At 58.7% G+C, this 21,235-nt stretch carries 10 protein-coding genes; 7 read left to right on the forward strand and 3 right to left on the reverse strand.

The window, feature by feature from the left end:
- From EKN07_RS10520 to EKN07_RS10550, 7 genes are all read left to right on the forward strand, one after another.
- Positions 1-1,592, forward strand: a 1,592-nt coding sequence (locus EKN07_RS10520; protein WP_241228178.1) for a DUF5979 domain-containing protein, incomplete at its 5' end; no start/stop codon positions are given.
- A 274-nt stretch (positions 1,593-1,866) separates the two neighbouring features.
- A complete protein-coding gene (locus tag EKN07_RS10525; RefSeq protein ID WP_126146363.1) occupies positions 1,867-6,627 on the forward strand; it encodes a DUF5979 domain-containing protein in 4,761 nt (1,586 codons plus the stop codon).
- A 663-nt stretch (positions 6,628-7,290) separates the two neighbouring features.
- Positions 7,291-9,261, forward strand: coding sequence for an Ig-like domain-containing protein (locus tag EKN07_RS10530; RefSeq protein WP_126146364.1), 1,971 nt, complete (start codon positions 7,291-7,293; stop codon positions 9,259-9,261).
- Between the two features lie 731 nt (positions 9,262-9,992).
- Positions 9,993-12,839: a CshA/CshB family fibrillar adhesin-related protein gene (locus EKN07_RS10535; RefSeq protein WP_241228179.1), complete on the forward strand. Its 2,847-nt coding sequence runs from the start codon at positions 9,993-9,995 to the stop codon at positions 12,837-12,839.
- 97 nt (positions 12,840-12,936) lie between these two features.
- Positions 12,937-14,508 (forward strand): SpaH/EbpB family LPXTG-anchored major pilin, encoded by a 1,572-nt coding sequence (locus EKN07_RS10540; RefSeq protein WP_126146365.1) that lies wholly within the window; start codon positions 12,937-12,939, stop codon positions 14,506-14,508.
- A gap of 167 nt (positions 14,509-14,675) precedes the next feature.
- A complete protein-coding gene (locus tag EKN07_RS10545; protein WP_241228180.1) occupies positions 14,676-16,076 on the forward strand; it encodes a class C sortase in 1,401 nt (466 codons plus the stop codon).
- A 77-nt stretch (positions 16,077-16,153) separates the two neighbouring features.
- Positions 16,154-18,316: a S9 family peptidase gene (locus EKN07_RS10550; protein WP_108714690.1), complete on the forward strand. Its 2,163-nt coding sequence runs from the start codon at positions 16,154-16,156 to the stop codon at positions 18,314-18,316.
- A gap of 5 nt (positions 18,317-18,321) precedes the next feature.
- Here the strand turns inward: EKN07_RS10550 and mtnN are convergent, their stop codons facing one another.
- From mtnN to EKN07_RS10565, 3 genes are all read right to left on the reverse strand, one after another.
- Positions 18,322-19,635 carry a 5'-methylthioadenosine/S-adenosylhomocysteine nucleosidase gene (gene mtnN, locus EKN07_RS10555; RefSeq protein WP_241228181.1) on the reverse strand — a complete coding sequence of 438 codons (1,314 nt, stop codon included), beginning with the start codon at positions 19,633-19,635 and terminating at the stop codon, positions 18,322-18,324.
- On the reverse strand, positions 19,632-20,084 hold the full coding sequence (locus EKN07_RS10560; protein WP_108714693.1) for an S-ribosylhomocysteine lyase: 453 nt from the start codon (positions 20,082-20,084) through the stop codon (positions 19,632-19,634). Before EKN07_RS10560 ends, mtnN begins: the two co-directional genes overlap by 4 nt.
- A gap of 237 nt (positions 20,085-20,321) precedes the next feature.
- Positions 20,322-20,783 carry a Fur family transcriptional regulator gene (locus EKN07_RS10565; protein WP_240611300.1) on the reverse strand — a complete coding sequence of 154 codons (462 nt, stop codon included), beginning with the start codon at positions 20,781-20,783 and terminating at the stop codon, positions 20,322-20,324.
- Positions 20,784-21,235: the final 452 nt, after the last annotated feature.

Below are 21,235 nucleotides of genomic sequence, written 5' to 3' on the forward strand. Positions count from 1 at the left end.
ATGGGACTGTAGTGGAGTCGGATAAGAGCTTCCCGATTGGAACCACGTGTGAGGTGTCCGAAGATTCTGCGTCTGCGCAAATTGATGAGTACTCGGTGCGAGTTCCTGACCCGCAGACTGTGACGATCTCGGATAGATCAAAGCCTGTTGAGGTTTCTTTCACCAATGACTACAAGCGTTTGGTTGGTGGATTCTCCATCAGTAAGAAGGTCGATGGTGATGGAGCGAGTTTGGCTCCGGTGAACTTTGCCTTTGATTACGCTTGTGTGGACGCGGCAGGTGAGGAGACAGTCTCTGGTACGCTGCAGGTCACGCCAGGTCAGATTGAGGGCGTGGAAGATGTTCCAACTGGTACGTGTGAGATTAGTGAGCGCGATGCGACGGTTAACGGCGCGCAGTTGATGACGTCGTGGACGGTTGATGGTGCGGCGGTGGAAGGTTCTAAGGCCACCATTAGCGTGACTGATGGTTCCGCGATTGCCGTTGAAGCGACGAATACCTATACGCGTGATCGTGGTTCGTTCTCTGTGGCGAAGAAGGTGACTGGTGACTACACGTCTGGCACCGGGGAGTCGTTCAAGGTGAATTACGTTTGTGATGATCCGGATCAGACTTCTGGCGTGCTCGATGTTCCTGCTGATGGTACGCCTGTGCGGGTAGACAACCTGCCAACTGGTACTAGCTGTGTCATTACTGAGGATGGAGACTCCGCACGACGTGACGGCTATGCAGTAGCAACCACGCATACTGCGGCTAAGGTCATGATCACAAAGGATCAGACGCAGGAGAATACGATCACGAATGACTACCGGCGTCTGGTTGGTGGGTTCACTGTTGCTAAGACGGTCGATGGTGATGGTGCTCAGTTTGCGCCGCAGTCTTTCGGTTTCGATTACACGTGTGTAGATGGTGCGGGTAACGAGACGATGTCCGGTACGTTGACGGTGCGGGCGGGGAAGTCTGAGCAGGTCACGGATGTGCCTGTGGGTTCGTGTACGGTCACGGAGAAGGATGCGTTTGTTGCCAATGCGCAGGTGGCTACCAGACTGAGTGTTGATGGCAATGTTGTGGAAGGTAAGTCTGCGACTATCGAAATTGGTGATGGATCGGCCATTGCTGTTGAGGCGACTAATACTTACACGTTGGATCGTGGTTCGTTCTCTGTGGTGAAGAAGGTCTCTGGTGCCGATGTGGCTAAGGGTAAGAGCTTCACGTTTGCTTACGAGTGTTCGGATGGGTCGATTGGTTCACTGACGGTTCCTGGTGACGGGACGGTGGTGAAGGCTGACAAGACGTTCCCGGTGGGCACGGCATGTGAAGTTGTTGAGGATGTTAATTCAGCTCAGTTGAGTGGCTACACGGTGAAGGTTCCCGCTGCGCAGAAGGTGGGTATCGAGGAGAAGGATAAGGTGGTGGAGTTGAGCTTCACGAATACTTACACGGAGAACACTCCGCCTCCGCCGTCGAAGACGCCGACTCCTAAGAAGTCGCTGCCGCGTACCGGTGCAGATTTGCGTGTGCCTGGCTTGCTCGCGTTGCTTGCGGTGTCCGTGGGCGGAGGAGCGCTCTGGCTCCGACGGCGAAAAGCGTAAGGCAAATGACCCTGAGGTGAGTAGACGATTGGACGATCAGGAGGTCGGCTAGGTCCACGCTCACCGAAAGAATACGGAAATCCCAGAGGGTGGCGGCACGGCTGTGTCGCCACCCTCCCGTGTTTGTGACCACAAGTCTTACGAGGCCTTTTATACGTTAAGGGCTCTGTGCTATCGTCATTTCTACCGAAGAATCATCGAGGCCAGTTCCGTCCATTCTTTACGGGGGTATGAGGGGCGAACTGGTAGACACACACATTCCTCAGGAGGACGGATGGCTGGGCACTCGCGGGTGGCTGCCGCAAATGGCCGATATCGGCGAATCATTGTTGCTTTTGCTGCTGTAGTGGCAGTACTTCTTTCCCAAGTCGGGCTAACTCTATCGGCTCGTGCGGCGAACAACCCGAATATCGTAATCAGCGACCTCAGCCTTGTTCGGACGAATGAGGCGGGAGTGGAACGTCCAGGCGACAAGCTTCAGGTCGATGATTACGCCAAGCTTGACTTCACCTGGGATGCTTCTAATGCCAATGTCACTGGTGGTGACTCTTTCACGATTGATTTAGGTAGCTACTTCCGGAACCTGGAGTATCCAAAGACCACCGCAATGACGGTGTTGCACAACGGTGAACAGGTTGAAATCGGTAGCTGCTCCCTCACACAAACCACGATTGTCTGCGCTTTCAATAGCAAGGTTGACGAGCTCAAGGCGGCTGGATTCTCCGGCTTCCGTGGAACCGGCTCTGCGGCGCTGCGCGTCCTGAAGTCGACGACATCGGAAACTGCGGACATCACAACTAATGGTGTGACTTCGGTCGATCTGCCCAGTACTGGCGGCATCAGCGAGAAGATCGGTGAACCGTACGCGCCGTACGAATTCTCCAAGTGGGCTGGTGGCGCCTGGGGTCGCCGTGGCATGACGTGGGGAATTAACTTCGGCACCAAGTATGTCAGTCAGAAGGCTGGCATCACGTTGGATGGCACGCGTCAGACCATCGTCATCACCGACACGCTCGGCGAAGGCATGAGCTTCGGCAGTCCGCCGAGTCTCCGGGATTGGCGTTTGGCGTACCGTGCCTCCGAGGGCGATACCGTCATGCAGAACATCGGCTTGGCAACCGCCGATGGTGCTGACGTGACTCTTGACTATGGCGATTTTGATATCGATGTGGAGATAGAGGGCAACACTGCTACCATCACGCTGACCGGTCCATTCCGCCCTAACTCCAACTACATGGTGACCTACCCTGCCGTCTTTAACGGCGGCAGCTATAACTACGGCGTGATCTATGGAAACAGTGCCACTCTCAAGGGCGCCGAGCAGACCAGGGAAGCGGAGCGCTGGTTCACGGACTCATTTGCGATTACGGTGGACATGCAGGTCGGATGGGGTGGCTTCGACGTCACAAAATTGGTCACTGGTCCCGGTTCCAGCACGGTGCCAGAAGGCACAACTTTTACTGTCAGGGTGGTGTATCAACTTCCTGCGCAAGCCGTGGTGTATCGTTCACGCGGGTGGGAGCCGCCGGGTACACTCAATGAGGACACGGTCACTGGTAGTGTTGACATGACGGTGACTGTGGGGCAGAAGACTCCGTATAATGGCGTATTCCCACGGGGCACACTCATTTGGCTGTACGAGGATCCGTCCACAAGTTCCTTCAACGATTTGGGTTGGGGTGAGCCGCAGTTCCTTGTCAATGGATACGTCAGGAATCGCATGAGTATTGGCGATAGGACGTCAATACCGGTCACTCTGACTAATACGACGGCGCCCCGTGGCACCTTCTCGGTGGCTAAAAACGTCGCTGGAGCGGACGCTGGTGGCAAGCAGTTCTCGTTCGCCTATGAATGCTCCGACAACCAGTCCGGGACCCTATCGGTTCTAGGCGACGGCAAAGCGGTAACTGCGGATAAGGTGTTCGCCCTGGGCACAACATGCACCATCTCTGAGAATACGGTGTCGGCGCAACTGGACGGCTATACACTTGCGGAACCGGAGCCGCAGATGGTAACTATTTCGGACGCGACTACTCCAGTCACTGCGACGTTCGCAAACAGTTACACACGCGATCAGGGCTCGTTCTCGGTCCAGAAGGTTGTTAGCGGCGATTATGCCCCGTCGGCATCAGAGACGTACGACGTTTCCTACAATTGCGACGATGAGGACGAAACTGCAGGGTGGCTAGCCCTTCCTGCTGACGGGACTCCGTTGACAGTTGCAAATCTTCCTGCGGGGACGACTTGCACGATTGAGGAAGAAGCCAATTCGGCACAGCGTAACGGTTACGCCGTGGCGACCTCGTACTCGGCGACGAATGTGGTTATTGCGAAGGACGAGACAAAGTCCCTCACGGTCACCAACAATTACACTCGCCTGGTCGGTGGGTTCACGGTTGCTAAAACGGTGGATGGTGATGGCGCCGACCTGGCACCAGCTTCCTTCGATTTCGAGTATTCCTGCACTAACGATGCTGGGGAGCCCACGGTTTCGGGCACGTTGACGGTGGGAAGGGGTTCCTCTCAGGCTGTAGAGAACGTTCCGGTAGGGACGTGCCTGGTCTCTGAGAAGGACGCTCAAGTGGCTAACACACAACTGGCGACCACACTGACGGTGAACGGGCAAGTTATCGATGCTACTTCTACTGCAGTTGATGTGACCGATGGCGCCGCGATCGCCATCGAGGCTACAAACACCTACACACTTGACCGTGGGACCTTCGCCGTCGCGAAGAATGTTTCCGGCACAAATGCAGCTACGAGCAAACAGTTCTTCTTCGCATACGAGTGCACGGATGGACAGTCCGGTTCCGTGACCGTCCCCGGAGATGGCACAGTGGTGACTGCGGACAAGACCTTCCCGATTGGCACCTCGTGCACGGTGACTGAGGATGCGGCCTCTGCGCAGATCGATGAGTACGCGCTGCAGGTTCCTGCTCCACAGACGGTGCCCATCTCCGATAAGACGACGCCGGTGACGGTCTCGTTCGCCAATGACTATCAGCGTCTCGTCGGTGGATTCACCGTGAGTAAGACGGTAAATGGTGATGGAGCTGCGCTCGCGCCGACATCCTTTACCTTCGATTACGCATGTGTCGACGCCGGAGGTCAAGAGACCGCTTCCGGCATCCTGGAGGTCGACGCCGGATCCACGACGAGCCTCTCCGATATTCCGACCGGTTCCTGCACTATCACAGAGCGGCCAGCAGAAGTTGAGAATGCGCAGTTGACGACATCGATTGCGGTGGACGGCCAGGAGGTAGCGGGTTCGTCCACCACGATTCAGGTGACTGATAACTCGAACGTTGCTGTGGCCGCGACGAATACGTACACGTTGGATCGGGGTTCGTTCACGGTGGCGAAGGCGGTGACTGGTGATTACACGCCTGGCGAGGGTGAGTCCTTCACGGTGAACTATCGGTGTAACGATGCTGATGCAACCTCAGGCTCTTTGAGCGTTCCTGCTGATGGTACGGCGGTGACGGTAGACAACTTGCCCGCCGGGACCAACTGCGTGATAGGTGAGGAATCTGATTCAGCGGAGCGTGATGGGTACGCTGTCGCAGTCGATTACTCAGCGACAAATGTGGACATTGAGAGCGAGACCACCCAGGCGGTTACGGTGACCAACCGCTACACGCGTCTGGTGGGTGGTTTCACTATCGCGAAGACGGTGGATGGTGACGGTGCTGACTTGGCTCCGGCTTCCTTCGACTTCGATTACACCTGCGTTGACGGCGCCGGTACGGAAACCGTATCCGGCACGCTGACTGTGGCGGCGGGCCAGTCGGAACGCGTTGCCGACATTCCAGTCGGCACCTGTACGGTTAGGGAGAAGGATGCCTCTGCGGACCGGACACAACTGAAGACAACACTGCTCGTTGATGCACAGGTGGTCGAGGGCAGCGAGACGACGGTCAAAATCGGTGATGGTTCTGCGATTGCTATTTCCGCGACGAATACGTACACCTTGGATCGTGGTTCTTTCACGGTGGCGAAGGCGGTGACGGGGGATTACACGCCTGGTGCGGGTGAGTCCTTCACCGTGGGTTACACCTGTGATGATCCAGATGCGTCTGCGGGTGCGTTGACTGTTCCGGCAGATGGTTCGGCGGTCGCGGTGGATAACCTGCCCGCTGGTACCAGCTGCACGATCACGGAGGATGCGGATTCCGCGCAGCGTGATGGCTACGCCTTGGCGACGTCCTATTCCGCGACGAATGTGACCATCGCGAAGGACACGGCACAGGCGGTAACGGTGACTAATGAGTACACCCGTTTGGTCGGTGGGTTCACTGTCGCGAAGACGGTGGATGGTGACGGGGCGTCGCTTGCTCCGCAGTCGTTCGATTTCGACTATGCCTGTGTTGATGGTGCTGGTGCGGAAACGGTTTCCGGCACGCTGAGCGTGGCCGCTGGTTCTGCCGAGAGTGTGACCGATGTTCCGACTGGTTCTTGCACGGTCACGGAGAAGGATGCCGACGTTGACAAGGCGCAGTTGGCAACCACATTGACGGTTGACGGCCAGGCGGTGGATGGCAATACTGCCACCATTGAAATCGGCGACGGCTCCGCCATCGCTATTGCGGCGACCAACACCTACACGCTGGACCGAGGAACCTTCGCGGTGACCAAAAAGGTTACGGGTGCCGACAAGGCGAAGAATAAGGACTTCACCTTTGTGTACGAATGCTCCAACGGTCAGTCTGGTTCACTACAGGTTCCCGGCAACGGGACGACGGTTCAGTCTGACAAGTCATTCCCGCTAGGGACGAGTTGCAAGGTAGCGGAGGACGCCGCTACTGCTCGACTCGATGGATACAAGCTGACGGCTCCCGATGCACAGAATGTGAGCATCGAGGAAAAGGACCAGGTTGTGGAACTCGAGTTCACCAACACCTATGTGGCGAAGAAACCGAAGAGCAAGCTGCCGTTCACGGGTGTCGAGGTTCTCGGTACTCTCACGTTGGCCGTCCTTGCCATCGCGGGTGGCAGTGCAGCCGTGTGGCTGTACCGGCGGCGTAAGGAATCCTGATGCGGGAGTTGGTAGCGTTGCCTAGCGACGTGTTCTCTTACACGGGAGCTGAGTGGTAAGCGATACCTAGGTCGAGGGGCGGCTGCACCAAAACGGTGGAGCCGCCCCTTTCGCAGTTCACTTTCTGACGGAGGCGTTACGTGACTCGACGTCGGGTGGCACCAGCGAACTCAGGTCATGGGAGTCTCTGCCTCGGACGGTGTGATACGGGAGGGTAGCGAGCACCGATGCGAAGCAGCTGAATATGACGCAATTGATTCCGCGGGACGGCGCGCCTCGACACGGCCCGAGTGTGACCGGAGAGGAAGGGAGGTGAGCTTGTGCGCCACTTCGTCCTAGCAACGATTGGCGGAGCATTTTAACTCCGACCTCTAGCAATGCACAATGGGGAAAGATACCCATTTGTGCGAATTAGCGGCTTTCCTGTTCGAAAGTTGGCCAGACTCAGCCCTGTGACCTGCGAAAACACTCGGGTGCGAGAATCGTCACTTGGAGAAGTGCTGTTTGCCAGTTCACTACGAAGGCGTTACTGTCGATAGCGCCTATAACAGACAAGTGGCCCGTTCTCCGATTATGTAAACACGCACCCACGCGGCGTGCGCAGCAGGTCCTCCTGGCTTTTGCCTAGGGGTCTCTGGAGCTCAGGCCGAAAGGAGCAGTTTTGTGACCACAGCACGAAAGTCCTCCGGTTCCGGCCGGACGTATGGGTCGCGCAACCGGAGATGGCTAGGGCGTTCTGGCGCTCTTCTCACCGCCATGGTGACAGCGTTGGTGGGTCTTCTCCTGATTGGCCCGGCGGCGCAGGCAAAGGAGATTGACGTGATCACGGGTGTGACCGTCAAGAATATTCCTCATCCCAGTGGCCCATCGCGCCAGTGGGATGAAACGCGGGTTGAATTCACGATCGACACCACAGGTTCGGGTGCACGGGCCGGAGACACCTTCACTTTGAAGCTCCCCGACTTGCTCACCACGCGTGCCACCTCCTTCACGATGCACGCGAGCGATGGTACGACGCCGGTTGCCGAGTGCACGGCACCAAACGGCGTCGGTCAGACATTGACCTGCACGCTGACTGACTATGTGACGACTCACCCGAATATGACTGGCGAGGGTTGGCTCTGGTCGCAGCTCAATAGCACATCGACGGCCCGGACCTTCGATTTCGTCAAGGCCGGTGGGACTATCACCGTGGAGATCCCGGGTACTGATGGTGTTATAGGTCCGGAAGACCGTACTGTCCCAACTGAAGCTCTAAAGGGCGGTTGGGTCCGAGCCGAGGACCCGGCACTGTTCTATTGGTACATTCGCATCCCTGCGAGCGCTTACCAGGGGACGAACACGATCACCATCAACGACACCTTTGGGACGAACGGGCTGAAGTATCACCTTGCGGACGGAGCCAATTACCGGCCGTACCTGCAGGTGTGGTCCACGCAGGAGGACTACTCGAAGCAGGTTAGTGCGGTCCGAGTCAATCCTGGAGAATCGATCGGCTCTGGCACCTTCAACTTCAACCCAACGGGCAACGGCTTTACCGCCACCATTCCAAATGACAACCCGAATGCGATCTACGAAGTGCGCTACTTCGTGTATCTGGACAATCCGGCAAGTGCGAAGATAGGTGATAAGTTGACGAATACGGCCACCGTCAGCGGTGCGACTGTTGATCGCACACTCACCATTAGCACGTCGGGCGACGGTTTCCTGGACGGCCCCGGCCTCGGCGGCATCTCGGTGAAGAAAGAGGCCTTGACTGGCAGTGGTGCGGAGTATGTCGCAACTGACGCTTCGTTCACCGTGAAGGCCACATATGTGGTTAACGGCTCCAAGGAGACCAAGGAGTTGCACCTCGCGGCCGGTGGAGAAGCGCAGGAACTGCATGGTCTGCCCGTCGGTACCGAGGTGACACTATCCGAGATTGTGCCGGACGATGGCGATCTTGTGTGGGGTAAGCCGGTCTTCAGGTCATCGGCGGACAACGTCTCTATTTCTGAGGATGGCACAACGGCAACCGTCACTGTCGGGGATCAGACGACGACGGCGGTCAGCGTGACAAATCAGGTAACCGCGCCGACGCCTTCGATTGACCTGGTCAAGAAGGATTCCGATGGCAACGATGCGGACACGGCTGAGGAGGCCGTCGACCTGACGGCAAAGAACGGTGCCACAGGCCTCGTGTTCACGATTAAGAATGATGGCACGGAAGCTCTGGTGGGTGTCGAGGTGACGGATTCGATCACGCAGGGCAAGGGCAAGGTGGAGAACATCGTCTGCACCTTCCCCGATGGATCAACCGGGACCACATGGGATGGTCCATTTGAAGTGGATGCCAGCTTCAGCTGCACGGCAGATCTGAGCGGTGTCACGACTGATGAGATCCATGGCGATATTGCGAAGGTGACGGCCAAGGGGCGCACCACCGGCATTCCGGTGGAGGCTAAGAATCCCTATCACGCCTCAGTGACCAAGTCGCCCGCTTCAACAGGTACGCCTTCTGCTACACCGACGCCGAAGAAGACTCTGCCGCGCACCGGCTCAGATGTCACGGGCTTGGCAGCGGTGGCGATCAGCGCCATGCTGCTTGGAGGTAGCGCCGTCGTCGTGGCACGACGTCGCAAGTTAGCTAACTGATATATGAGAGCCTGCCGCTGAGTTCGGCAGGTGTTCGCGGTGGCCGAAGTTGATGTTTCGGCACCAACGAGTGGGGTATCACCATGGCGGTGGTACCCCACTCGCGCTGTCTGGGCGTATACCTACGTCGCCAATGCTGTTCGAGAACGACCGTGCAGGAGAGGCGGTTGCCTGGGCTCGAGGGAACGATGGCGTGCGATTAGGTTCGGCCTTCCCAATTCCGGCATGGGAAGTGGCCGCCGATCTCAGATGATGGCACGGGCGGTCGGATGGAGGCCGATGCCTCCCGGCCGTGACGGATAGTGGCAGCGAAGGTAGGGGGAGTTAAGGTGGCAGAGTTGTGAGCTCAAATGCATTGCTGCGGGTGATAAACGGCTGTTGACAGGTGGACTCACCATCATGAGTTGTATGTGTTTTACTTCACAATTCACCGCCAGTCGGCTCCTAGCGAGTCGTTTACCAGCGGTTTTGGCGCTTGACTGTGGCTGATGTAAGGACCGGCACGTCGGTTGTGAAAATGTTTTCGCAAAGGCTATCACGAGGCAACAACTCTTGTGTTACGCTCTTCTGTATCGACATTCGTGCGAATTGCTTTGAAGATCCGATTCGCTAACGAGGTATTTCCCGGAGGCACATACATGGCGACGTCTCGTCATGCGCATCAAACGATCCCACGAAGGGCAGGGGATATGGTGTACGAATCAAGCAGCCGCTCGCGCTTTGCACACTGTGTGGCAACGCTGTTCGCCGCCCTGATGGCAGTGACGACGCTGAGTAACACAGCCAATGCGGAGCAAAGCGCGCAGAGCAGCGGATCCTTGGACTCAACGGCGCTAACAGCCCTGCCCGGTGGAGCACTCCCGGCAGTTTTCGCAACGGGAGGCGAAGGGCGATTCAAGGAAGCTATTCAATGGTTGCAGTGGGCGGATTACAGCCTGTTTGATGCAAACGGGCGTCCCACGAACGATCCGGTTCAACCACCTGCGGATTCGGGCGCAGTGTGGACCAATCCTGACAATACGACGGTCCTACGCAGTTCCGGCAGTAAGACAAGCAACACTTTTGTCAATTATCGTGACATGGGTGACGCCGGGCAACTCGTCACGACCTGCACGCTTTCGAACTTGCAGCAACTGGATGAAAAAAGCGGTGAACTAGTTGCGACCATTCCCGGAACATGGGCAGGTGACGCACTTGACGATATATACAACATCGGTGGAGCCGGCTATTTCAACGGGGAGATCAGATACCCGACCAACTATGTCAACCCGAACACCATGGTGACCGGTCTTGCTAATGGTTATGCCTATAAGGGTGAACAGGGTCTAGGGCACGACGCGAAAGTCAGCTTCGACCTCTCATGTGAGGCGCGGTTGGATGCTCCCGACGGGATCTCACAGGAGGTGTCACTGGCAGGCTTGGTTTTCGCGGACGCTGAAGCCTCCAGTATGAGTTATGGCGATCCCCTTTCCGGGAAGCCGTATCGGGATGAATGGGTGCAGGCGGCGGTTAATGGCAATGTCACATGGCGTGTTCTCGACACCTATAAGAGTGGTGCCAACGGCGCGGACTGCCCTGTGACGACCGTTGCAGCCATGGATTCTCCGCGCTCATTGCGCTTCGAGACGACCGGTCTTGGTGCCGTAACCGAGGGTCGGGAGTGCGTTTATAACACGTACAACGGTGTTGCCGGTCGATACTCGGTTCCGCTGGGAAACGGCGGACCTGACGCGGTCGTATTTATGGAAGGTGCCACTAGAGCCACCATCACACTGCAGGGTGGCGGCTATAGTGCAGTAGCACTCGGGTTCATCATCGCTGCCGATTTCGGAGATGCGCCAGAGTCCTACGGCAAGGCGTCGGCGCTGTTCCAGCCCACATGGACCGGTGGCGCGGTGAGCAGAAACGGCCAAGATCTCTTTGCGCTGGGTAAGGCGAGTATGGGCGCATCTCAGACTCGGCTCGGTGCCAATATCGACGCTGAGGGGTATCACCAGCACAGCGATGACGCCCTCGGTGATGACGCGAATGGCGATCCAGATGACGAGGACGGAGTCGTACTGCCTGTGCACGGGATTCGCGTGCGGCCAGGGCAGTCGTTCCAGCAGTCCGTATCCTGTACCGGACCGGGCAAGGTTGCGGGATGGATCGACTGGAATCACAACGGGATCTTCGACGACGGCGAGAAGTCGAACGAAGTTATGTGCCGCGCCTCGCGAGTGAATTTGCTGTGGACGGTTCCTAACGACGTCGTGCGCAGCGTTGACGGCGAATCCGGCAGTCAAGGCGATACATACATGCGTGTGCGTATATCGAATGACTCTGCAGCCTTGCGGCCTACCGGTAACACAACGACCGGTGAGGTTGAGGACTACAAAGTTGCAGTGCGGGTGCCCACTCTGCAGTTGATCAAGCAGGTTGACAACACCTACACGGGAAGCGAATCCACGGCGCTGTCTGCAACGGACTGGACTCTGACGGGCAATTCGGGCGCGTGGAGTGTTTCCGGTGCGGGAACCACCGGCGATCCGTCTGTTGTCCAGCCAGGGGTGTATACCCTCAGTGAGAATGCGTCAAGTCCACAGGCTGCTGGTTACGAGGCAGGCGAATGGGCCTGTACCGCGACAGATGGGACGCAGGGAGAGAATTACACCTCGTGGATTCAAGCATCGCGGCCCGGGGTAGCAACTCTCTATCTGCGGAGCCAAGACCGTGTCACATGCACCATTGTGAATGTTGCACGGCCTGGCAGTTTGGTTTGGAAGAAGTACGCGGCCGACGGCGAGACACAACTGGGCGGTTCGGAGTGGACACTGACCGGTCCCGGTGTTCCCAATAGCACAACGGTTACGGACTGTGTGGCCGACTCTGCTGACAGTTGCCCTTCCGGAGATTATGTCGATACCGATCCGGCTGCCGGTGCCTTCAAGATTGCGAACCTGCACTGGGGTACCTACTCGATCAAAGAAACCGAGGCTCCTGCGGGCTACCAGCCGACGTCGGAAACCTTCACGTTCCCAACCATCTCCGGCAGTCAACTTGAGGTGACTCTCGTAGATTCGTCGAGCGATGCCATTGCGAACGGAGGCGTAGTCAACACGCCTCTGACAGGAACCGTGAAGTGGTCGAAAACGGACACGCACGGCAACTTGCTCAGCGGTTCCGAATGGACACTCACTGGTCCGGACGTTCCGGCTAACACGACAGTCGTCGATTGCATTGCCGACACCGCTGAGCAATGCCCGACAGGTCCTTACACCGACCGTGATCCACGCGCCGGAGTCTTCTTCTTAGAAGATTTGGCGTGGAGCTCGGACTCCTATTCTCTTGTGGAGAAGACGGCACCAGCCGGATATCGGTTGGATGCCGCGCCCCATGAGTTCATGATCGCTACCGATGCGCTGGACTACGAATTCAGCGAAGCGTTTACGAACAAACCGGGTAAAGTTCCCGGGTTGCCGCTGACGGGCGGAATGAGTACTGACTCGTTCCTCATTGGAGGCATCGCCCTTTTGCTGGTCGCGTTTGGTGGCGCCGTCCTGCGCCGAAAGAGGGGAGGGGTGGCTTTCGAGGGGTAATCCCGCAGATCCGGTCACGACTACATAGACATCGGGTCAACACACACAACATCCCTTCCATTCATGGCTGGGCACTAATGAAAGGAATCAGAATACGATGAGCGCACACACTCATCTTGTCGGCAAGCGCGGAAGCGCGGTCGTCGGCGCCCTGGCGCTCGGCATGGTCGGCATTGTCGGAGGCACGTCGGCTGTTGCCGATGAGCTGTCGTACGGCAATATCGATCAGAACGCCAAGGGCTCCATCATTGTTCACAAGCACCTCAATGGTGATGGAACGCTGGGTACTCCCGATGGTTCCGGCACCGAGGGCGATAAGCCCGTCGAAGGCGTGACGTTTGCCGCCTACCCGATCACGAGCCTGGACCTTTCCAAGGCATCTGATTGGGAGACCCTCTCCAACCTCACGGTGCCGGATAACGCCTGTGCAAATCCGACATCACCGACGTTGGACAGCCAGACGCTGGACGCCGCTGCAGGTAGCGCAACCACGATCAGTGACGGTTCCGCCACCATTGGCAATTTGAAGGTGGCGGCCTACCTCGTCTGCGAGACGGATGCGCCGGCCAATATCGTGCAAAAGGCGAAGCCGTTCGTTGTCACCATCCCTTACCCAAATACTGCCGATGGCGAAGAGGGTAACTGGCTGTACAACGTGAACGTTTACCCGAAGAATGAGGAAATCTCGATCAGTAAGACTGTCGAGAACCAGTCCGATTACGGCTACGGCCTCGGTTCGGTTGTCTCCTTCCCGGTGACGACCACCATCCCGACTCTGGATGAGACCGCGTACTTCAAGTACTTCCAGATCAAGGATGCGATGGATGAGCGTTTCGGTGAGGTCGAAGTGAGCTCGGTTACCCTGGGTACGACCCCTCTCGCCGAGGGCACTGACTACACGGTCAACGCTAACGGCAACAGCTTGACTGTGGCCTTCACCAAGGAAGGTCTGATCAAACTGAAGAACAACGCCTCCGCCGAGCTCAAGGTCGTCTTCCAGGGCAAGATCACCTCGGTTGGTGACGGTAACATCAAGAACAAGGCGCAGTTGCTCACGGATACCGAGTACTCCACGACTCCTCCGCCGGACGATCCGGACGATCCGGAGGAGCCGGAGAACCCGCCGACAACCCCGGAGGTTGTTACGCACTGGGGCGACGTCAAAGTACTCAAGGTTGACGCTGACAACACCGACAAGGGTCTGGCCGGCGCCACCTTCCAGGTGTACGCCGCCGAAGACCCCTACGCCAGTAACTGCTCGAGTGCCGTGAAGACTGGCAGCCCGCTGTCCGTGAACGGAACCGACACCTTCACTTCGGATTCCAATGGTGTGGTGGAGATCGCAGGTCTGTACGTCTCCGATTCGGAGAATGATCCGAAGGACGCCACGCAGCGTTGCTACGTGCTCGTTGAGACCGCGGCTCCTGCAGGTTTCGTCGTTCCTTCGAATAACGAGACACCGCTGACGGTTAAGATCGGCCAGACCGCTACCGGAAGCTGGGATGCCACGATTGCTAACAGCAAGCAGACCGTTCCGGGACTGCCGCTGACCGGTGCGCAGGGTAAGCTTCTCATGACCCTGGGAGGCATTGTTCTGTTGCTCGTTGCGGGTGGTTCCGTGATGGTGGTTCGTTCGCGTCGTCAGAAGGCGGCTGAACAGTCGGAGTGATTCACCTCGGCTGAGCTCGCGCCGACGGTGAAGGCGCAGTAACACCGGTGTGGCGGGAGGATATATGCCCTCCCGCCACGCGTGTTGTAGGGGTGCCGCGGCGCTGAGGGTCGCGGTGAAGTCTACTGCAGGTGGTGGAACTATTGCTTCGGGGAGAGGGACTTGTAATGAGAATGTGGAAGCCCGGTCGGCATCGCTCGCGGGCCGCCGAAAAGCCGACGGTAGACGAGCTGACGATAGAAGACCCGACAGTAGACGAACCGACGGCGCCAGAGTCGGTGACAGGCGAGTCTGGGGTAGCCGAGACGATAGGGGAGGACTCCGCAGCAGTGGAAGAGGCTGACCAAGAGCTTCTCGGTGCATCGCACGTATCGGCACCGCCGACAGCTGAGGCTGAGGGGTCCCGGGAACACGAGTCCAATTCCGTCGTCGGAACCAGACTTGAGAGCGAGCCCGGATCTGGCCGCAAAGCGATACCAGGCAGCGATGCGGAGCGGGAAACACGGGCCACGGCCAAGCGTGGCCCGTGGAAGTTCTCCTGGCTTTCACTTGTGCCTGCGCTGATTGCATTGCTCGGCATGCTTGTCCTCGCTTATCCGACCGCCGCGAGCTGGATCGCGCAATACAACCAGTCAAAGGTCATCAGCAAGTATTCCGACAGCGTGAATTCCGCCGACCCATCTGCGCAGGAACAATTGCGTCTCGCGTATGAGTACAACGACGCCCTACGTGCCGGTGCGATCCTTGAAGCGAATTCCAATGTTCCAACGGGCAGCGGGTCGAGCGAGAACGAGTCGCTGGACTACAACTCGATGCTCCGTGCCAATTCGACCGGGCTTATGGCGCGTCTGCGGATTTCGGCCATTGATCTTGACCTTCCCGTGTATCACGGCACCTCTGATCAGACGCTTTTGAAGGGCGTGGGACATCTGGAGGGAACCTCGCTACCCGTGGGTGGTGAGAGCACTCGATCAGTACTCACCGGGCACCGCGGCCTGGCACAGGCTACGATGTTCACCAACCTGGACAGGTTGAAGGTGGGCGATACCTTCACCATCGAAATCTTCGATGAAGTCCTGACCTACCGCATCTACGACAAGAAGGTCGTGGAGCCCACGGAGACGGAGGCCCTGCGGGTCGAGGAAGGACGCGATCTCGTCACTCTCGTGACCTGCACGCCTCTGGGCATCAACACGCATCGTATTCTCGTGACGGGAGAGCGGGTCTACCCCACACCGCAGGAGGATCTGGATGCTGCGGGTAAGACCCCTGAAATACCACGGTTTCCGTGGTGGGCGGTGGCATTGCTCGTCGGATTCGTCCTAATTGGCGTGTATATCTGGCGTTCCGGCTATCCCGCCAAGCCCCGCAAGAAGAAGCACGTTGGCGATGCCAGCTCGACGGAACATGCTCAGCAGAAAGGCGAGAAGAACGGGAGGCTACAAGAAGGTGACGCATCGCGCCCGGAGCGCGAGGAGTCGGTTTCCGATAGGGAGGAGTCGGGTCCGGACCGAGACGGTGAACTGGCCGCCCAAGAAGCCGGTCCGCCAGGCCGGGATGGCCAATGATAACGCCCGGTGTGACCATCAACCCGCACACGGTAACTTCACTCGTCTGCGCCTAGGAAGCGTTTAGAATCGAACCCATGAAGTCTCACGCGCCCATGGCACGCAAGGTACCAGTGACCCGTACTTTCCACGGGGACTCATATGTGGATAACTATGAGTGGTTCCGTGACGCTACGAATCCGGAACTCCTCGCGCACTTGGAAGCGGAGAATGCCTGGACGCAGGAACGTACCGCGCATCTGGAAGGTCTGCGCGAGCAGATTACCGCAGAGATTTCATCGCGCACACGGCAGACCGATATCAGCATCGCGCACCGTGAGGGCAACTGGTGGTATTACCAGCGCACCTGGGAGGGGCGCCAGTATCCGGTGCTATACCGCCTACCGGACCGTGATGGCAGCAGGCCGGATGTGAACGCTCTCGGTGGGGAAAAGGACGGTCCCAGCGGTGAACAAGTCGTGTGGGACGGCAATGAACTAGCAGAGGGGTCGGAGTTCTTTGCCCTGTCCGACTTCGCGCCGGCACCCGATGGCAAGCTCGGTGCAATGGGAGTCGACTTCACCGGTGACGAACACTTTGCGTTGCGTATCTTCGATATCGAGACGGGACATATCGTCGACGACGCCGTGTCCGGGCTCGGCTATGGCCTGGCATGGACAACAGACGGAAGCCACGTGGTTTACTCCCGGGTGGATGACGCGTGGCGGACCTGGCAGATTTGGTTGCACGAGGTAGGATCCCCTGCCGAGAAGGATCGGCTTCTTTACCAGGAAGACGATGAGCGTTTCGATGTCATTCACGCCGCGTCGCGTGACGGGCAGTGGATTGTTGTTCAATCGGTGTCTCGCACGACCTCCGAGGTGAGACTGTTCTCCGCCGCACACCCACTGGCGGCACCGCTGGTGGTGTGCCATCGCCGTGATGGCTTGGAGTACTCCGTGGAACCTGCCGGAGATCACCTCATTATTGTGCACAACGCCAACCGCCCGGATTTCGAGGTGGCGACGGCACCGTTGGTGACTTCCACTCCGGATGAGTGGATAGCACGACTGGCCCCACAATCGGGCGAGCGTATCAATGAGGTACAGGCGTTCCGTGATTTCGCCGTGGTGGCGATGCGCTCTGCTGGCCGGACGCAACTGCGAGTACTGCCCAGACAGCCCGAAGAGGCACATCCGCGCACGGCCCAGCGCGGTGGGCGTTTTCTGGAGCCGCACGAGCGAGAAGTCTGGGGTGAACCGGTCATTATCTCCTCCGAAGAGATGGCCACTATCGCTCTGGAGCCAGCGCCCTATTGGGCGAGCACCGATGTGGTGTACACAGTCGAGTCATTACTCACCCCTCCCACCCAGGTCGCCTATACGGTGGCCAACGGGGAGTCGACAGTTCTGAAAACCCTCGATGTGCCGAACTACGACCGCGGCGCTTACACCCAACAAGAGGTGTGGGTTGAGGTGACCGATGGGGCGCGGGTGCCGATGACCCTCGCCTATCGCAGTGACGTCACACCCGATGGAACAAACCCGGGATACATGTACGGTTACGGATCGTACGAGGTGTCGAATGATCCGTACTTCCGCCCCGCCCTGATCTCTCTGTTGCAGCGCGGCGTCGTCGTCGCCTGGACGCATGTACGCGGCGGCGGTGAAATGGGACGTGCTTGGTACGACAATGGCAAGCTTCTGCACAAGCGCAACACCTTCACGGATTTCGTTGATTGTGCTGCCTGGTTGGAGCAGAACGGTTGGGCCGCCCCCGGGCGCCTCGCGGCGGAGGGAGGTTCTGCCGGCGGTCTGCTGATGGGGGCAGTAGCGAATATCGCCCCGGAGCGCTTCCGAGCCATTTTGGCCGGAGTTCCCTTCGTCGATGCTCTGACGACGATTCTGATGCCGGAAATGCCGCTGACGGTGGGTGAGTGGGAAGAATGGGGCAACCCGATTGAATCGGCGGAGGTGTACCAATACATGAAGTCATATTCTCCGGTTGAGAATGTGAAGCACTGCGAATATCCGGCGATTCTCGCGACGACGTCGCTCAACGACATCCGGGTCAGTTACGTGGAGCCCACCAAGTGGGTGCAGGTGCTGCGTGCGACGACGACGAACGATGAGATTGAACGGCCCATTTTGGAGAAGATTGAAATGGTGGCCGGGCATGCCGGTACCAGTGGGCGCTATAACCGCTGGCAGAACCGCGCCTTTGAACTGGCATGGCTCCTCGATCAGATTGGCGCGGCGTAGCTCGGTCAGATCTGTGCTGCGGACGCGGCGGCCCGCCACGAGCCGAAACGCTGCCGGATGGCGGCGCCGGAGGGGAACACTCCGCGGCGTCCGGTTTTCTCCAGCCATTCCTGATAGGTCTTGTAGCTCGGCGAGCTGCCGTGCTTGGCGGACCAGGTGGCGAAGGCACGCAGTGCATTGATGTAATCTCGGTCGCTGAACTTCAGTCCGCCGCGTTTACGGCCGGACTGCGCCCGCAAGCCGACTTGTTCAAGCGCATCATTCCAGTACCCATTGAACCGCTTGATGATGGTTTGCGAGGTGGGGGGCCAGGAGAGGTGTCCGCGTCCGGAGTCGAGGCCGAGTTCGCCAACCAGGGCGGCACGCTGCGTGTCGTACTGCTTAGCGGTAAGAGTCAGAGTGTTGTCCTGTGCGATAGCCTTCTGCGCGGCGGCGATGGCGGCAAGCGCGGTTGGCGCAATATCCAGATGTCCGTCCGCCTCTAACTGTTGTTCCAGTGCAGCTCTGATCTTTGCTGGCACGCCGTTGATCGATTCGGGCGGCAGTTTCCGCACCCGCGCAAAGGCGAGCAGCAATGCGGCACGTAAGGATTCCTCGGAGAATCTCTGCGCCGGTCCGCTCCGGGCGTTCTCGGAGACCGCGTACAACAAGTTGATCGCGGTTTCCGCCGAACGCTGGGCGGCGTCGTTCAGGCCAAGGTGATAATCCTGCCCGGCCTGTGGGCCGCAGAGGTCGGAAATGCACCGGATGGATGCGAAGGGAATATCCCATGTGGCACATACCTGTGCGGCTGCGGCGGATTCCATGTCCGTGCTCAGAGCCTCCGGGAAGGCCTGGCGCATATCGCCTACATTGGCGGCGGTGACGAAGGAATCTCCCGACAGCATGAGGCCCTGCCGCACCCCGGGTGGGACGGCCTCCAGAAGCGGGGGACTCCCGGCAAATGATGGCGGCTGCCCCGGGATCTGGCCGCGGACGTATCCGAATGTGGTTGCGTCCGCACTGCCGTACGCATATGACGAGCCGATAACGACGTCGCCCACTCCGATATCTGTTGCCAGCCCTCCCGCGGATCCGGTGGAGAGAACGAAACGGGGACTAAAATGGGCCAGGGCCCAGCCCAGGGCACTGGCAGTAGCGGTAAGTCCGATTCCGGTGCGTAAGACGAGGATGTTTCCATGGGTGGAGGCCGCTGTCCAGCCAGCTCCGGTTGGACAGGAGAGCTTGGCCGGCTTGGTGGCGGCATGAGCGAGTAGGTGGAGGACGGGGCGTGCCTCCTCGTCCTGGGCGGCCAGGACGATTGCGCGGATACGGGTCACGCCATCACCTCCTCCCATTCCTCGCGCCGTGACAGCATCTCGCGTACGGCCTCTTGCGCGGCGGCGAGTGAATGGTGTGCTCCCCAGCCGCATTGGACCTCATTCGCGGCGGGAACCTCCGTCGCCTCGAGAATGGCGTAGAAGGTGTCTTCGACGAGGTCGATGGTTTCCGAGATGTTTGGTCTGCCGACCAAAATGAGGTAGAACCCGGTCTGACAACCCATGGGCGAGAAGTCGACGACGTCGTCGCTGCGGTCGCGGACGAATTCGGCAAAGCAATGTTCGATGGAATGCACGGCCGCCATGTCCAAATGTTCACGGTTGGGCTGGCAGAAGCGGATGTCATACTTGGTGAGCGTAACATCTGCCCCGAGGTGTTTAATGTCGGCAACGCGAATATAAGGTGCGGCGACGGCGCGGTGGTCAAGATTGAAGGACTCGACGTTCATTCAGGCTCCTGCTTACAGTTGCGGAGATGCTAGAAGAACCGCCAAGTTCTCTGGCGCTACTTGCACGCCGCACAATCGGGGCGGCTGCTGACGGGAGGCGTTAACCAAGCATCTCCATACGTCTCCTATTATGACGCATCTATTGACGCGTGTGGGGTGATATAGCAAAGATGCTCAATGCCGGATGCCGAATGACATAAGGCCCGGGTGTGGACCGGGGTTGCTAGTTGGGCACGACTATGCGAGCGAGTGGGCGGGTGTCGAGTTCCCCGGCGCAGCAGCCTTCGCCTGACAATCGGGGCACAGCCCCCAGAAGGTTACCTCGGCCTCGTCGATGACATAACCATGATCATCCGAAGCGACCAGGCAGGGCCGGTACCCGACGGCACAGGGAACATCCTCAATTCGGCCGCACTTACGGCACACAAGGTGATGGTGGTTGTCGTCGCGGCTGATTTCGAAAAGCGAGACGTGGCCGGCGGGTTTGATTTCGCGTAGCAGGCCAACCCGGGTCAGTGCGTGCACGATATCGTAAATCGCCTGTGTGGACACCGAGCCGATGCGGGCGGTTACACGCTGTCGGAGTTCGTCGGCGCTGACATGACCACCCTGTTCAATCTCGGCGAGTACGGCTAGTCGCGGCTCGGTCACGCGAAGACCGGCCGCATGCAGCAGGGTTGTGTAATCAGTTGATGCCACATATGTATTCTCGCCGTGAAACTGGGGACGGTCAAGAAAAGACATGTGGTGGACGTCCGTGTCGCACCTGCCCACGGCCGAAAGTGGCGGCCCTGCAGGGAAACGCGGGATACGCACAGTGTCAGACCGTTCCCAGGATTCGTTACGTTTCACCACAGATAGCCTTGTGAGTCTAAGAGGGATGCGGCCGACAGAGCCGCATTGTTTGTCGGAATCTTAAGCGCGAACTTACCGTGCTCTCCCACCGCCTGGTGGGAGAGGGTTAATGGCCGCTTTGAAACCGGGGTGGCCCGGTGCTATCCCGGCGTTTGGCAGGGGAGGCGTGCCATCCCACGGCAGTGGAGCACAGCGCCCACTATGTGCGCGTGTTGGGTGTGTGTACGGGCCCGCCCGTGCTGCCGTACGGTGCCCGGGGTGGATGCGGGAGGGTAAGTACTGGCTTGAGATGACGC

The organism is Actinobaculum sp. 352 (genome assembly GCF_003957265.1).
Classification (GTDB): Bacteria; Actinomycetota; Actinomycetes; order Actinomycetales; family Actinomycetaceae; genus Asp313.

Coding starts and splice junctions, on each gene's coding strand:
- EKN07_RS10525 (WP_126146363.1), top strand. CDS start 1,867: ATGGCTGGGCACTCGCGGGTGGCTGCCGCAAATGGCCGATATCGGCGA.
- EKN07_RS10540 (WP_126146365.1), top strand. CDS start 12,937: ATGAGCGCACACACTCATCTTGTCGGCAAGCGCGGAAGCGCGGTCGTC.
- EKN07_RS10545 (WP_241228180.1), top strand. CDS start 14,676: ATGAGAATGTGGAAGCCCGGTCGGCATCGCTCGCGGGCCGCCGAAAAG.
- EKN07_RS10550 (WP_108714690.1), top strand. CDS start 16,154: ATGAAGTCTCACGCGCCCATGGCACGCAAGGTACCAGTGACCCGTACT.
- EKN07_RS10560 (WP_108714693.1), bottom strand. CDS start 20,084: ATGAACGTCGAGTCCTTCAATCTTGACCACCGCGCCGTCGCCGCACCT.